This window comes from Dickeya sp. NCPPB 3274 (assembly GCF_000406205.1).
GTDB classification, from domain to species: Bacteria; Pseudomonadota; Gammaproteobacteria; order Enterobacterales; family Enterobacteriaceae; genus Dickeya; species Dickeya fangzhongdai.
The window spans coordinates 4,648,966-4,665,218 of sequence record NZ_CM001979.1 but is presented as its reverse complement, the minus strand read 5'-3'; the positions used below and the strand labels follow the sequence as shown (position 1 = coordinate 4,665,218).

Genomic DNA, 16,253 nt, shown 5'->3' with positions numbered 1-16,253 from the left:
GAACGATTCGGCCTGCCAGCGCGGTTGCGGATTCGGTTTAGTAACTACAGGTTGCACCTTTCATCTGACAGTTGGGCAACGGCAAGGATCAACCTTACCTGTTTTGCCGGAACAACGGACGATCCGATCAGAAAAACGGGCTGCGATATGATGAAAAGCGTATTTTTTAACAAGGTTGCACAAAGTTGCAACCTGCCTGATAGTGGTCCTGCTTTCCAACATAACTTTCTTATAACAGGAGCGGATATGGGCACCACCACCATGGGCGTCAAGCTCGATGAGGCCACGCGCGAGCGTCTCAAAGCCGCGGCGCAGCGTATTGATCGCACGCCGCACTGGCTGATTAAACAGGCCATTTTCAGCTATCTCGACCGCCTTGAAAGTGGTGCGGACACCCCTGAAATTCCTTCCCCGATCGGACTGGACCCGATTGAGGCGGCAGAGATTATGCCGCAATCGCCGCAAGAAGAAACCCATCAACCGTTTTTGGACTTCGCTGAACAGGTGTTGCCGCAGTCGGTGCTGCGCTCCGCGATCACCGCCGCGTACCGACGGCCGGAGTCGGAAATGGTGCCGATGCTGCTGGAACAGGCGCGGATGCCGGAGGCCATGTCGCACGCCGCCAGCACGCTGGCGGCCGGGCTGGCAGAAAAATTACGCGGACAGAAAAACAGCGGCGGACGCGCCGGCATGGTGCAAAGTCTGCTGCAGGAATTTTCGCTGTCGTCGCAGGAAGGGGTGGCGTTGATGTGTCTGGCGGAAGCGCTGCTGCGCATTCCGGACAAACCCACGCGGGATGCGTTGATTCGCGACAAAATCAGTAACGGCAACTGGCAGTCGCACGTCGGGCGCAGCGCCTCGTTGTTCGTCAACGCCGCTGCCTGGGGGTTGCTGGTCACCGGTAAGCTGGTTGCCACTCACAACGAATCCCATCTGTCCGGCGCGCTTAACCGTATCATCAGCAAAAGCGGCGAACCGCTGGTGCGCAAGGGCGTGGACATGGCGATGCGGCTGATGGGCGAGCAGTTCGTGACCGGGGAAACTATCGCCGAGGCGCTGGCGAATGCCCGCAAGCTGGAAGAGCGTGGTTTCCGCTATTCCTACGATATGCTGGGCGAGGCGGCGCTGACCGCCGATGACGCCGAGGCGTATTTAACCTCCTACCAGCAGGCGATTCACGCCATCGGCAAAGCCGCCAGCGGGCGCGGAATTTATGAAGGGCCGGGTATCTCCATCAAACTGTCGGCGCTGCATCCGCGTTACGGCCGGGCGCAGTACGAACGGGTGATGGACGAGCTTTATCCGCGCCTGCTGTCGCTGACGCTGCTGGCGCGGCAATACGACATCGGCATCAACATCGATGCCGAAGAGGCCGACCGGCTGGAACTGTCCCTCGATTTACTGGAACGTCTGTGTTTCGAACCCCGATTGGCGGGATGGAACGGCATCGGTTTTGTGATTCAGGCTTATCAGAAACGCTGTCCGTTCGTGATTGACGCGCTGATCGATCTGGCGCGCCGCAGCCAGCGACGGTTGATGATTCGGCTGGTTAAAGGCGCCTACTGGGACAGCGAAATCAAGCGCGCACAGATGGACGGGCTGGAAGGCTATCCGGTGTACACCCGCAAGTTGTACACCGATGTTTCCTATCTGGCCTGCGCTCGCCGCCTGCTGGCGGCACCGAACCTGATCTACCCGCAGTTCGCCACCCACAACGCCCATACGCTCAGCGCTATCTACCATCTGGCGGGTAACAACTACTATCCGGGTCAGTATGAATTTCAGTGCCTGCACGGCATGGGCGAACCCCTGTATGAGCAGGTGGTGGGCAAGGTGTCGGACGGTAAACTGAACCGCCCGTGCCGGATTTATGCGCCGGTCGGCACCCATGAAACGCTGCTGGCCTATCTGGTGCGCCGTTTGCTGGAAAACGGCGCCAACACCTCGTTTGTCAATCGGATTGCCGATCCGTCGGTGGCGCTGGAAACGTTGGTGGCCGACCCGGTAAGCGAAACGGAAGCGCTGGCGGCGCGTGAAGAGCGGGTCGGACAGCCGCATCCGCGCATTCCGTTGCCGCGCGCGTTGTATGGCAAGGGGCGGCGTAATGCCAGCGGGCTGGATTTGTCCAGCGAGCACCGGCTGGCGTCGCTGTCCAGCGCACTACTGACCAGCGCCGCCCGCTCGTGGCAGGCGCAACCGATGCTGGCCGTAGACGATGATACCGGCGGCGATAGCAGACCGGTGATCAACCCGGCTGAACCGCGCGACGTGGTGGGGCATGTGCGCGAGGCACAACCACAGGCGATTGCGCTAGCGCTGGAGCAGGCGGTCAGCGCCGGCGATATCTGGTTCGCCACGCCGGCGGCCGAGCGGGCGGCGATTCTGTCGCGCGCCGCCGATCTGCTGGAAAGCCAGCAGCAGCACCTGCTGGGGTTGCTGATGCGCGAGGCGGGTAAGACGCTGGCGAACGCGGTGGCGGAGGTGCGCGAAGCGGTGGATTTCCTGCGTTACTACGCGGCTCAGGTCAGCGAGACGTTTAACAATCATGACTATCGCCCGCTGGGCCCGGTGGTGTGCATCAGCCCGTGGAACTTCCCACTGGCGATTTTTACCGGTCAGATAGCGGCGGCGCTGGCGGCCGGCAACAGCGTGCTGGCCAAACCGGCGGAGCAAACTCCGCTGATTGCCGCGCAGGCGGTGCAGATTCTGCACGATGCCGGGGTGCCGGTCGGCGCGCTGCAATTGCTGCCGGGCGCCGGCGAAACCGTGGGCGCGGCGCTGGTCGGCGACGAACGGGTGCGGGGCGTGATGTTTACCGGGTCTACCGCCGTTGCCGCACAGTTGCAGCGAACGCTGGCCGGTCGGCTCGACCCGCAGGGGCGCACCACGCCGCTTATCGCCGAAACCGGCGGCATGAACGCGATGATTGTCGATTCTTCAGCGCTCACCGAGCAGGTGGTGACGGATGTGGTGACCTCGGCGTTCGACAGCGCCGGTCAGCGCTGCTCCGCTCTGCGGCTGCTGTGCGTGCAGGAAGAGGTGGCGGAGAAAACGCTGACGATGTTGCGCGGTGCGATGGCGGAGTGCCGCATGGGCAACCCGGAGCGGCTTTCCACCGACATCGGGCCGCTGATTGACGCCGAGGCGAAACAGCGGATTGAGCGCCACATTCAGACTCTGCGAGCGAAGGGGCGGCCGGTGTTTCAGGCGGCGTGGCCGAACGGCCAGGACGAGCAGGAGTGGACGCGCGGGCATTTCATCCCGCCGACGTTGATCGAACTGGAGAGCGTGGAGGAGCTGCGGCAGGAAGTGTTCGGCCCAGTGCTGCATGTGGTGCGTTACTCCCGTAATCAGCTGGATGCGCTTATCGGGCAAATCAACGCCGCCGGTTATGGGCTCACGCTCGGCCTGCATACCCGTATCGACGAGACGATTAACCGGGTAACCAGCCAGGCGAAGGTCGGCAATCTGTACGTGAACCGTAATATGGTCGGGGCGGTGGTCGGCGTGCAGCCGTTCGGCGGCGAAGGGCTGTCCGGCACCGGGCCGAAAGCGGGCGGGCCGCTCTATCTCTGTCGGCTGCTGTCGCACCGTCCGGATGACGCGGCGATACAGGCGCTGGCCCGTCAGGACAGCGAGCGCCCGGCGGATGTCGCCGCGCGCCAGCCGCTGCTGAAGGGATTGCAGACGCTGGAAGCCTGGGCGCGGCAAACCCAGCGTGACGCGCTGGTTTCATGCTGCCGGCGTTATGCCGAGCTGACGCAGAGCGGCACTGTGCGGGTGTTGCCCGGTCCCACCGGCGAGCGTGATACCTATACGCTGTTGCCGCGTGAGCAGGTGCTGTGCGTGGCGGATAACGACGATGACGCGCTGGTGCAACTGGCGGCGGTGCTGGCGGCAGGCAGCCGGGCGCTGTGGATCGATACGCCCGAACGGCGGTCGCTGCATCGTCAATTGCCTGCCGAGGTTCAGGCGCGAGTGGCGTTCTGCCGTGACGGGGCGACGGACGACAGCCGGTTTGACGCCGCGATTTTTCACGGCGATGCCGATCAGTTGCGTCATTTGAGCGAACAACTGGCGCAGCGCGACGGTACGATTGTCGGTATTCAGGGGCTGGCGCGAGGGGAAACCGGTATTACGCTGGAACGGCTGCTGATCGAGCGATCGCTGAGCATCAACACCGCCGCGGCCGGCGGCAATGCCAGCCTGATGACTATTGGATAATGTCTAAAAAGGCGGCATTCGCCGCCTTTTCTCAGTTACGGTATAGCACCTTGATAATGTGGTAGCCGAACTGGGTTTTGACCGGGCCGAAGGGTTTGAGCAGTTCGCAGGAAAACACCGCTTTATCAAAATCCGGCACCATGTCGCCTTTGCGGAATTCTCCCAAATCGCCGCCGTTACGTTTTGACGGGCAGGTTGAATGTTTTTTTGCCAACTGCTGAAAATCCGCTCCCTTTTCCAGTTGAGCCAGAAGATCGGTGGCCTGTTGTTCAGTCTCCACCAGAATGTGCAATGCTGCCGCGGTATTTGCCATAGTACGCTCCTTGAGCAAAGGGAAAGCTGATGTTACAAGGCACAGCCTAGCACCCCCTCATCAGGAAAGGAAATGCGTGGCGCGTTCAGAAGCGGGCTAACGGATCCTCGCCCTGGCCCTGACTTTTGCTACAATCCTCTTCTGTTATCATCCCTTTCCGTTTGAACGTCGAGCACCAAACACCATGCGCATGAATCCCAGCCAACAACACGCCGTTGAATTTGTGACCGGTCCCTGTCTGGTACTGGCCGGGGCGGGATCCGGCAAAACCCGGGTGATTACCCAGAAAATCGCGCACCTGATCCGCGGCTGCGGTTATCAGGCGCGCCATATCGCCGCGGTGACTTTTACCAACAAGGCCGCGCGGGAGATGAAGGAGCGTGTGGCGCAGACGCTGGGGCGTCAGGAAACCCGCGGTCTGTTGATCGCCACCTTCCATACGTTGGGGCTGGAGATCATCAAGCGCGAATACGCCGCGCTGGGCATGAAATCCAACTTTTCGCTGTTTGACGATCAGGATCAGATGGCGCTGCTGAAAGAACTGACCGAGCTATGGCTGCAGAATGACAAAGACTTGCTGCAACAGCTGGTATCCGCCCTGTCCAACTGGAAAAACGACCTGATTGACCCGGCACAGGCGGCGGCGCTGGCGCGCTCGGAACGGGACCGCTTGTTCGCGCATTGCTACCGCCTGTATGACGAGCATCTGCGCGCCTGCAACGTGCTGGACTTTGATGACCTGATCCTGTTGCCGACGTTGCTGCTCAAACGTAATGAAGAGGTGCGTGAACGCTGGCAGAACCGCCTGCGCTATCTGCTGGTGGACGAGTATCAGGACACCAACACCAGTCAGTACGAGCTGGTGAAGCTGCTGGTGGGCAGCCGGGCGCGTTTTACCGTGGTGGGCGATGACGACCAGTCGATTTACTCCTGGCGCGGCGCCCGCCCGCAGAACCTGTCGCTGTTGCAGCAGGATTTCCCGCAGTTGCAGGTCATTAAGCTGGAGCAGAATTACCGTTCTTCCGGCCGTATTCTCAAGGCCGCCAATATCCTCATCGCCAACAACCCGCACGTGTTCGAAAAGCGGCTTTACTCCGAACTGGGCTATGGCGAAGAGCTGAAAATCATCACCGCCAATAACGAAGACCACGAAGCCGAGCGGGTGGTGGGGGAACTGATTGCCCATCACTTCATCCGGAAAACCCAGTACGGCGACTACGCTATTCTCTATCGCGGCAACCATCAGTCACGGTTGTTTGAAAAAGTGCTGATGCAAAACCGCATTCCTTATCGCATTTCCGGCGGTACGTCGTTTTTCTCCCGACCGGAAATCAAGGATTTGCTGGCTTATTTGCGCGTGCTGACCAACCCGGAAGACGACAGCGCGTTTTTGCGCATCGTAAATACGCCGAAGCGCGAAATCGGCCCGGCGACGCTACAGAAGCTGGGCGAATGGGCCAATCAGCGTAATCGCAGCCTGTTTAACGCCAGCTTCGACATGGGGTTGAGCCAGACCCTGAGCGGGCGCGGGCTGGAGTCATTGCAGCGTTTCACCCAGTGGATAGGCGAGATAGCCCGACTGGCGGAGCAGGAGCCGGTGAAGGCGGTGCGCGATCTGATCCACGGTCTGGATTACGAAAGCTGGTTGTACGAAACCTCGCCGAGCCCGAAAGCGGCGGAAATGCGCATGAAAAACGTCAATACATTGTTTACCTGGATGACGGAAATGCTGGAAGGCAGCGACCTTGACGAACCGATGACGCTGACTCAGGTGGTGACCCGGTTTACCCTGCGCGACATGATGGAACGCAACGAAGCTGAAGAAGAGCTGGATCAGGTGCAATTGATGACGCTGCACGCTTCCAAGGGGCTAGAGTTCCCGTATGTGTATCTGGTGGGGATGGAGGAAGGGCTACTGCCGCATCAGACCAGCATCGACGAGGATAATGTCGACGAGGAACGGCGTCTGGCTTACGTGGGCATTACCCGCGCGCAGAAAGAGCTGACCTTCACCCTGTGCCGCGAGCGGCGGCAGTACGGTGAGTTGATTCGCCCGGAGCCGAGCCGTTTTCTGCTGGAGTTGCCGCAGGACGATGTGATGTGGGAAAGCGAACGCAAGGTCGCCAGCCCGCAGGAGCGGATGCAGAAAGGGCAGAACCATCTGGCTAACCTGCGCGCCCAGTTGGCGAAGGCCAGAGACAAAGAGTGAGGAAGGAAAATACGCCGGGCGCGGCGGCCCGGCGTAAGGATCGCTACTGGTCAGGGCGTAACGATTTTGCCATCCACGGTGACATTCTTCACCGTGCCGAATTTCCACGGCGAGGAGCCGCTGCGCAGATTACTGAACGTTAGGTTGTTGAACTGGCTGTCGCTCAGATCGTTTATCGCGGTGGGCATCACGCCGCTGAGTTTTATGTTGCTGAACGCAAACTGGCTGTGCCAGATCCCTTTGCTGCTGTCACCGGTGATTTCAATAGACGGGCTCTTGCCGGTGCTGTCCTGCACGGTGACGTTTTTGACGGTAAAGTCATAGAAACGGGCAGGCACTTTGGCCGGTGTATAGTCGATGGTGCCGTTGCTGTCCGTGTAGCTTAAGGTCACGATCACTGCCTGTTTAGCCAGATTTTTTATCGCGCTGTTGCGGAAAACGATGCCATGCGCGCCGCCGCCGATGACAGGGGCGCTCTTGGCGCGCAGGCCGACGTCGTTCTGGCTTATCACGTTGTTTTCAGCCAGCACGTCGACGATACCCGCGCCGGTATGGCTGCCTAATACCACCGCGCCATGACCATGGCGGAAGTAGTTATTGAACAACCAGGCGTTTTGCGACGGTTCCTGATTCTGGGCCGCTTGCCCCATGCCGGCGGCAAAATTGATGCTGTCGTCCCCGGTATCGAACACGCTGTTAAACACCATGATGTTCTGGCTGTTGCCGAATTCGACGCCGTCGCCGTTGTTGGCGTCAAAGGTCTGATGGATGACGCCGTTTTCAACCACATTGTGGTTTTCCAGGAACATGATGCCGTGGTTGGCCGGATTGCGGATGGTGACGTCGGCGACATAGACGTTTTGGACGCCGCGTAGGGTGATCAGGCTGGAGCGGCGCTGGCTGTAGGCGGTTTTGGTGTCCATGCCGTTGGCGACGGCGGCCGCCACCTGGTTTTTCGCCAGAATGCCGTCTTTGCTGACTTTGCTATTATCGCTCTTCACGTACTGCGGCAGGCTATTGCCCAGTTCATCTTTGGCGTCAGCGCTACGTTTCCAGCCGTTACCGTCGATGGTGCCTTTGCCGACGATACGGATGTTTTTAAACGTCCCGACGGCGGAGTTGGTTTTATCAATGGCGTTGATCAACGAGGCCGGGCGCATCTGAGACGAATAGCTGTAAATCTGGTAGGCGTCAGGGTAATCCGCCGCATTGTCGGAGCCGAGCAATGTCGCACCCTGTAACAGATTCAGCGTCATGTCGCTTTTCAGCCACAGCGCGCCAGTCTTGAATACCCCCGCCGGAACGTCAATGCGGCAGCCGACCTGGCAGGCGTTAATGGCTTTCTGGATGGCGTTGGTATTGAGCGTGGAGCCGTCGCCTTTGGCGCCATACTGGGTGATGTTGATCACCTGCGGTGTAGCCGTAGTGGTGACGGTAACCGCGTTGCTGTCGGCTGACGTCGTGCCATCGGCATAGACCGCCCGGACAGTAAACTGGTAGTCGGTCTTGGCTTTCAGACCGTCGATTTTGGCGTTTTGCACGACAATCCGGTGGTGAAAATTGCTGGTGTCATTTTTGTAAAACGCGCTGATGTATGGTTTGGCCGGTGAGTTCTTGTCATTATTCTGGCTGGCGAGCCCGACAAGCTGGCCGTTCTGATAAATCTGGTAATCGGTGATGGCGGATGTGTCTTCCGGCGCGTCCCAGACCAGCGCTACGCTATGGTCGTCATAAGACAGCGTGGGGACCTGGAGTTTTTGCGGCGCCTGCGTCGTTGCCGCCAGCGCAGATGTACTCATTAGACATGCTGCTACCATCGATGCCAGAACAGATCGACGTGAAAATGTGATGGCTTCCATCCTTGTTCCTTAGTTCTCTTTTAAATTGATTAATGTGTTTTATCCGGACGAGATACGGTTTGTTTTCGAAACAGTGTTTTATAAAAATACATGTCGTATTTTTTTTCCCCGGAAGCGATCACATATTGGCAAAGGAAATTTGATAACGAAGTTACCAATTGTTACCTGTGTCGTACCTCAATGGCGTTTTTTTACGATACCGCCGGGGTATATAGCCTGCGTCGGGGATTGTGGTCGCGGACGTTTTCATCCATAGCGGGGGAACACGGAGGTATGGCGTTAAAAAGACAACCCCGTGTTAACGGTCAAAGAAAAACGCCGGGCTTGTTCACCCGGCGTGACGTATTTTCGTTTTTTAGCATTAAGGCGTTGGCGTAACGATCTGACCATCTACGGTCACGTTTTCCACCGCACCGAACTTCCAGGGTGAATCCCCTGCACGCAGGTTGCTGAAGGTCAGGTTATTGAATTGACTGTCTTTCAGATAGCTGATCGCCGTTGGCATAACACCGTCAAGCTTCATATCGCAGAAATTAAATTGACTGTTCCAGACCGTCCTGGCGTCGCTGCCCTCAATCTGAATTGACGGACTGGTGCTGGCGCCGTCGATATTTTTGACCGTAATGTTTTTGACGTTAAAGCCGTAAAAGTGCGCAGGCTCGCTGGCTGGGGTATAGGTTGACGTGCTGTTAGGGTCCACGTAATTCAGCGTGACGATAATTGCCTGTATCGCCAGGTTTTCCATTGCGTTATTCCGAAATACGATGTCGTGCGCGCCGCCGCCGATATCTGGCGAACTTTTGGCTCGCAGGCCGATATTGGTCTGGTTCATCACGTTGTTTTCCGCCGTGACGTTGGCAATGCCGGCACCGGTATGGCTGCCCATCACAACCGCGCCGTGACCATGTCGGAAGTAGTTGTTGAACAGCCAGGCATTTTGGGTCGGCTGTTGTTTACTGGCTGCTTGTCCGATGCCCGCCGCGAAGTTGATGCAGTCATCGCCAGTATCGAACACGCTGTTGAGCACCATGATGTTTTGACTGTTGCTGAACTCCACCCCATCGCCGTTATCAGCGTTAAACGTCTGGTGAATGACGCCGTTCTCGGTGACATTCTGGCTTTTCATGAACACGATGCCGTGGTTTGCCGGGTTGCGGATGGTGATATCAGCGATATAGACGTTATTGGCGTCGCGTAGCGAGATCAAACTGGAACGATACTGACTGTAGGCGGCTTTGCGGTCGATACCTTTTGCCAGCGCCGCCTCTACCTGATTTTTCGCCAGAATGCCGTCCTGACTGACTTTCGTATTATCGCTATATATGTACTGCGGCAGCGTGTTGCCGAGTTCATCACTGGTATCCGCGCCACGTTTCCAACCGTTGCCATCAATCATGCCTTTGCCGACAATGCGGATGTTTTCAAATGCTCCGGCTTTGGAACTGGTTTTATCAGTGACATTCAGCAGTGAAGCTGGCCGCATTTCTGTGGAGTTTTTGCCAATGGTGTAGGTGCCGGGATAATCCGCGGCATTTTCGGAGCCGAGTAACGTGGCGCCCTGTTCCAGATCCAGCGTCATATCACTCTTTAGCCACAACGCGCCGGTTTTGAAGACGCCGGCCGGCACGTCAACTTTGCCGCCTGGCGGGCAGGCGTTAATGGCTTGCTGGATAGCGCTGGTGTTCAACGTCGTACCATCCCCTTTGGCTCCGTACTGAGTGATATCAATCACCTGCGGCGTCGCGGTGGTGGACACGTTTACGGTGTTGCTGTCGGCTGACGTACTACCGTCGACATAGTTGGCCCGTACCGTAAACGAGTAATGGGTGCTAGGTTGAAGCCCGCTGATTTTCGCGCTTTGTATCACGATTCGGTGATGAAAATTGCTGGTATCGTTTTTATAGAACGTGTTGATATAGGGGGTCGCTGGTGAGTTCTGTGCGTTATTTTCACTGGCTAGCCCGATGGATTGACCATTTTGATAAACCTGATAATCGGAAATCGCGGACGTCTCTTCCGGCGCATCCCACACCAGTACTACGCTGTGATCGTCGCTGGAAGGTATAATTGCTTGTAGGGTCGGGGGGGATTGATTGGCTACCGGCATTGCTGGAGCCTTGCCGATCATCAGGCACGCTGAAAGCGGTAACGCCAGAGCGTATCGCCGCGAAAATCTGAGCTTTTTCATCTGTTTCCCTTAATGTGATCGATACCGGGTTGTGGTGAGAGTAGTCCATCCGGGAAAACGTCTTTTTAAGAAATGCGGTTTGATAACAATGCGGATGCGTTTCTTTTTCCCAGAATCGATCAAAAAATAGCCACAGAAACGAAGGTCAGGGGTAAGCAATTGTTACCCCTTTTTGCGTTATACGCCCAAAATAATTCGAGTTTCAGGACAAAACATTGGTGTTTTGAACAATGCAGTGCGTTGGTCCTTCAGGACAAGGCTCATACGAGCCTTGCAACGCGGCAACTGAGCCAATCCGGGTAAGCGGCTGGAACGTGAGAACTGCTAATGCGCCTGCCATTTTAAGTATGCCAGGTATACCATTTTTATGATCAGCGCTCAGACAGTATGTTCTTCGATGATGAGTGGCCAGTGAACATAGCTCTGCCACAGGCTTTCCTGCGACAGGGTCTCGGTTCTCAGAGGATGCTGGTCAAGCCAGCCGGCGGGCAGAATGACGCGCAGACTTTCCCCTTCCACCCGCAGCCTGACTGCCGGCAGCGTGTCGTCGCGGCGGCGGCTGGCAAAGATAATCGCCAGGCGCAGCAGGCGGCAAAGCCGTTGCGCCAGATTGACCGGCAGGGCGTTTTGTTGGGTCAGCGGGATGGGGTCGATAGTGTTGCTCTGGTTTTGCAGGAGTGTCGCCAGTAACTTTTTCTGGGCGGGCGTGAAGCCGGGAAGATCGCTGTTGCGGACCAGATAGGCCGCATGCAACGGCGCCTGACGAAAATCGACGCTCAGGCCGATTTCATGGATCAGACAGGCGCTGCCCAGTAACTCCCGACATCGGCCATCCAACTGCCAGTCGCGCGCCACCTGTTGCAGAAAGTTGTCCGCCAGCAGCCTGACCCGCTGAGCCTGTTCGCTATCCAGCAGGTAGCGGCGTTGCAGGTTTTGCAGCGTGCGGTAACGAATGTCCTGCTCAATCGGCAGATGCAGCATGCCGTAGACCAGCCCTTCCCGCAGCGCGCCGCCCGCCAGCGTCATGGAACCGATCTCCAGTTCCTGAAAGACAGCCAGCAGAATCGACAGGCCGCTGGGAAACACCAGCGCCCGCTCCAGCGTCAGCCCTTCGATTTCCAGCTCTTCCAGCTTGCTGCACTGAATCGCGCGTTGTTGCAGTTGGCGCAGTTTGCCGAGGGTGATGTATTCATCCATCCCCTGCGCCACCATGATTTCCTGTAGCGCCTGCACCGTGCCGGATGCGCCGACGCAAATCTGCCAGCCTTGCTGGCGCAGGATGTCCTTCACCGGGCGCAACATTTCGCGGGCGGCCTGTTCGGCCCGATCAAAATGCGCCTGGGTCAGATCGCGGTCGGTAAAATAGCGTTCCAGCCAGGTGACGCAACCCATCGGCAGGCTGAACAGTTGGGTATGGTGGGCGCCGGTGCCGGTCGCCAGCTCGGTGCTGCCGCCGCCGATATCCACCACCAGCCGTTGCTCCGGCCCGCCGGTGGTATGGGCGACGCCTTGATAGATAAGCCGTGCTTCTTCTTCGCCGCTGATGACCTGGATCGGCAGGCCCAGAATTTGCCGGGCCCGTTCAAGGAATTCGTCCGCGTTGGTCGCCAGCCTTAGCGTTGCCGTCGCGACGACGCGTACCTGCTGCGGCGGAATATCCTGCAATCGTTCGGAAAACAGCGCCAGACATTGCCAGCCGCGCTGCATCGCTTCCGGCGAAAGGCGGTTGCTGGCATCCAGCCCGGCCGCCAGCCGGACTTTGCGCTTGATGCGCGCCAGCGTCTGTACGCTGCCGGCCACTTCACGCACGACCAGCATGTGAAAGCTGTTAGACCCTAAATCGATCGCGGCATAAAGAGAAGAAGAGCTCGGCATCAGCAACTTAACCCGGTCGTTTACGGTTGTTACGGGGCGCGCCGCTGCGGCGAGGCGCGCCAGGGCGACGCGGGCCGCCGGCGGAACGTGGGCGACTCAGTCGCTTCGGTTCCGGCAGGTCGGTCAACAGCGCTTCACTGTTGTATTTGCTCACCGGGATACGATGGCCGATATAGTCTTCAATCGCCGGCAAATTCAGCGCGTACTCTTCACAAGCCAGACTGATGGAGTAACCGCTGGCGCCGGCGCGACCGGTACGGCCGATACGGTGTACGTAATCTTCGCAATCGTCGGGCAGATCGTAGTTGAATACGTGGGTTACGGACGGAATATGCAGACCCCGCGCCGCCACATCGGTCGCCACCAGAATGTCCAGGTTGCCCTGGGTGAAATCTTCCAGAATGCGCAGCCGTTTTTTCTGCGCCACGTCGCCGGTCAGCAGGCCGACGCGATGACCGTCTGCGGCCAGATGACCCCAGATATCTTCACAGCGGTGCTTGGTGTTGGCGAAGATGATGCAGCGATCCGGCCACTCTTCCTCGATAAGCGTTTGCATCAGACGCATCTTTTCTTCATTGGAAGGGTAGAACAGCTCTTCCTTGATGCGATGGCCGGTTTTCTGCTCTGGTTCCACTTCGACGTATTCGGCGTTGTTCATCTGTTCGAACGCCAGTTCACGCACGCGGTAAGATAAGGTGGCGGAGAACAACATGTTCAGGCGCTGATTGGCCGGCGGCATACGACGGAACAGCCAGCGGATGTCCTTGATAAAGCCGAGATCGTACATGCGATCGGCTTCGTCCAGCACCACCACCTGAATGGCGCCCATATTAACGTGGTTCTGCTTGGTGTAATCGATTAAACGACCGGTGGTGCCGATCAGAATATCGACGCCGTCTTCCAGCACTTTCAGCTGTTTATCGTAGCCGTCGCCACCGTACGCCAACCCCAGCCGCAGACCGGTCGCCTTCGCCAGCGCTTCGGCATCGGTATGGATCTGCACCGCCAGCTCACGGGTCGGCGCCATGATCAGGGCGCGAGGTTGATTGGTCTGACGTTCGGCAGGAGCGGGGTGGGTCAGCAAATAATGAAATGTAGACGCCAGAAACGCCAGCGTCTTGCCTGTTCCTGTTTGCGCCTGGCCCGCCACGTCACGCCCTGACAGCGTCAGCGGCAACGCCAGCGCCTGAATGGGCGTACAGTTATGAAAGCCTTTATTTTCAAGAGCTTCAATAACCTGCGGATGCAGTGCGAAGTCGGAAAACTTCTGTTCGGTTAAGTGTGTTTTGCTCATAGCGTGGTAGAATATCAGTTAACTATTGCTTTACGAAAGCGTATCCAGTGAAATAAAGTCAACCTAATAGTTGGTTAATGCTACACCAACTGGGTAGAGATAATCCTGCGGAGTAAAACATGAGCGATAAAATTATTCATCTGACAGACGACAGTTTCGAGACGGACGTATTGCAGTCTGAACATGTGACACTGGTTGATTTTTGGGCTGACTGGTGTGGTCCCTGTAAAATGATTGCTCCGATTCTGGATGAGATCGCCGATGAGTTCGACGGTAAGCTGACGGTCGCCAAGCTCAACATTGATGAAAACCCGGCTACTGCGCCGAAATACGGCATCCGCGGTATCCCGACTCTGCTGTTGTTCAAGAATGGCGAAGTTGCCGCCACCAAAGTGGGCGCGCTGTCCAAAGGCCAGTTGAAAGAGTTCCTGAACGCCAATCTGTAATCTGTCACACACTCGAGTTCCCGGGCGACAGCGGACGATGAGATTTTCTCATTCTGACCGCTGGACGCCCACCGGGAAGCGTGCTAGATTCGTCAATACTGCATATCGTACTTACCTTATAGTTTGAGCCCTTAGGCTTGAGCCTGAAGTTAGAATCTAAAGCTTTATCCCGTGTCAGGGTCGGAAATCATTACGCTACAGCACGTTAGTATGTCTCCGGGCCGGCAATCTGATAGTTTTACATTAATTGGTTTTAAGGTGTCTTCGATCTCTTGCCGTGTGTATGCGTAGAGTCAGCGCGATTCAGCCTGAGCAACACGGATGTCTGGTGATTGAAGGCTGTTAAGCGGCATGGATGTTCCTGCCATACCATTCACGTTAATAGTTCGAGATTTACCCCGAGTTTAAGAACCCACCATTATGAATCTTACCGAATTAAAAAATACGCCAGTGTCTGAGTTAATTACTCTTGGCGAAAATATGGGGCTAGAGAATCTGGCTCGCATGCGTAAACAGGATATTATTTTCGCTATCCTCAAGCAGCACGCGAAAAGTGGTGAAGACATCTTTGGCGATGGCGTGCTGGAAATATTGCAGGATGGTTTTGGTTTCCTCCGCTCCGCAGACAGCTCCTACCTCGCCGGCCCTGATGACATCTACGTTTCTCCCAGCCAAATCCGACGCTTCAACCTCCGCACTGGCGACACCATTTCCGGTAAGATTCGTCCGCCGAAAGAAGGTGAACGCTATTTCGCGCTGTTGAAGGTCAACGAAGTCAACTACGACAAGCCGGAAAACGCCCGCAGCAAAATTCTGTTTGAAAACCTGACGCCGCTGCACGCTAATTCGCGCCTGCGTATGGAGCGCGGCAACGGTTCCACCGAAGACCTGACGGCTCGGGTACTGGATCTGGCCTCGCCGATCGGCCGTGGTCAGCGTGGCTTGATCGTGGCGCCGCCGAAAGCCGGTAAGACCATGCTGCTGCAGAACATCGCCCAGAGCATCGCTTACAACCATCCTGACTGCGTGCTGATGGTGCTGCTGATTGACGAACGTCCGGAAGAAGTGACGGAAATGCAGCGTCTGGTGAAAGGGGAAGTGGTGGCGTCGACCTTCGACGAACCGGCCTCCCGTCACGTTCAGGTCGCCGAAATGGTGATCGAGAAAGCCAAGCGCCTGGTCGAGCACAAGAAAGACGTGATTATCCTGCTGGATTCCATCACCCGTCTGGCGCGTGCTTACAACACCGTGGTGCCGGCCTCCGGCAAGGTGCTGACCGGTGGTGTCGACGCCAACGCCCTGCATCGTCCGAAACGCTTCTTCGGCGCGGCCCGTAACGTTGAGGAAGGCGGCAGCCTGACGATCATCGCCACGGCCTTGATCGATACCGGTTCGAAGATGGACGAAGTGATTTACGAAGAGTTCAAGGGCACCGGCAACATGGAACTGCACCTGTCTCGTAAGATTGCCGAGAAGCGCGTGTTCCCGGCCATCGACTACAACCGCTCCGGTACCCGTAAGGAAGAGCTGTTGACCACCTCCGAGGAACTGCAGAAAATGTGGATCCTACGCAAAATCATCCACCCGATGGGCGAGATCGATGCGATGGAGTTCCTGATCAACAAGCTGGCGATGACCAAAACCAACGACGAATTCTTCGATATGATGAAACGGTCGTAACCGGTTGAGTCTCTAAAGAAAACGCCACGACATCGTGGCGTTTTTTGTTTCTGTTTTGTGCGTTGTATCCTGCGCTTTCGATCTTTGGCGATGTCGGGGCCGGACAACATCATGTTTTGTTACCCGAACGCGCAGGAACTTTCTGAAAAATTTGGTAAATTAACA

9 protein-coding genes are annotated in these 16,253 nt (G+C 57.2%); 4 read left to right on the top strand and 5 right to left on the bottom strand.

What is annotated here, in order from left to right; genetic code table 11:
- The first annotated feature begins 246 nt into the window (after window positions 1–246).
- The gene (putA, locus tag DXX3274_RS20820; RefSeq protein ID WP_042861475.1) at window positions 247–4,224 is read left to right on the top strand and encodes a trifunctional transcriptional regulator/proline dehydrogenase/L-glutamate gamma-semialdehyde dehydrogenase; all 3,978 of its coding nucleotides are present in this window, start codon (window positions 247–249) and stop codon (window positions 4,222–4,224) included.
- Window positions 4,225–4,255: 31 nt separating this feature from the next.
- Here putA and ppiC read toward each other — a convergent pair whose 3' ends face one another.
- Entirely contained in the window at window positions 4,256–4,555 is a 300-nt protein-coding gene (gene ppiC / locus DXX3274_RS20815; RefSeq protein ID WP_071604003.1) for a peptidylprolyl isomerase PpiC, read from the bottom strand.
- 166 nt (window positions 4,556–4,721) lie between these two features.
- On the opposite strand from ppiC, the gene rep reads away from it, so the two are divergent.
- Entirely contained in the window at window positions 4,722–6,746 is a 2,025-nt protein-coding gene (rep, locus tag DXX3274_RS20810; protein ID WP_042861472.1) for a DNA helicase Rep, read from the top strand.
- Between the two features lie 50 nt (window positions 6,747–6,796).
- Here rep and DXX3274_RS20805 read toward each other — a convergent pair whose 3' ends face one another.
- From DXX3274_RS20805 to rhlB, 4 genes are all read right to left on the bottom strand, one after another.
- Window positions 6,797–8,605: a glycosyl hydrolase family 28 protein gene (locus DXX3274_RS20805; protein WP_042861470.1), complete on the bottom strand. Its 1,809-nt coding sequence runs from the start codon at window positions 8,603–8,605 to the stop codon at window positions 6,797–6,799.
- A 361-nt stretch (window positions 8,606–8,966) separates the two neighbouring features.
- Window positions 8,967–10,793, bottom strand: coding sequence for a glycosyl hydrolase family 28 protein (locus DXX3274_RS20800; RefSeq protein ID WP_042861469.1), 1,827 nt, complete (start codon window positions 10,791–10,793; stop codon window positions 8,967–8,969).
- A gap of 378 nt (window positions 10,794–11,171) precedes the next feature.
- On the bottom strand, window positions 11,172–12,668 hold the full coding sequence (gene gppA, locus DXX3274_RS20795; protein ID WP_042862251.1) for a guanosine-5'-triphosphate,3'-diphosphate diphosphatase: 1,497 nt from the start codon (window positions 12,666–12,668) through the stop codon (window positions 11,172–11,174).
- A gap of 7 nt (window positions 12,669–12,675) precedes the next feature.
- Window positions 12,676–13,962 carry an ATP-dependent RNA helicase RhlB gene (rhlB, locus tag DXX3274_RS20790; RefSeq protein WP_042861468.1) on the bottom strand — a complete coding sequence of 429 codons (1,287 nt, stop codon included), beginning with the start codon at window positions 13,960–13,962 and terminating at the stop codon, window positions 12,676–12,678.
- Window positions 13,963–14,081: 119 nt separating this feature from the next.
- On the opposite strand from rhlB, the gene trxA reads away from it, so the two are divergent.
- The gene (trxA, locus tag DXX3274_RS20785; protein WP_013319859.1) at window positions 14,082–14,408 is read left to right on the top strand and encodes a thioredoxin TrxA; all 327 of its coding nucleotides are present in this window, start codon (window positions 14,082–14,084) and stop codon (window positions 14,406–14,408) included.
- 420 nt (window positions 14,409–14,828) lie between these two features.
- Entirely contained in the window at window positions 14,829–16,088 is a 1,260-nt protein-coding gene (rho, locus tag DXX3274_RS20780) for a transcription termination factor Rho (RefSeq protein ID WP_012886501.1), read from the top strand.
- Window positions 16,089–16,253: the final 165 nt, after the last annotated feature.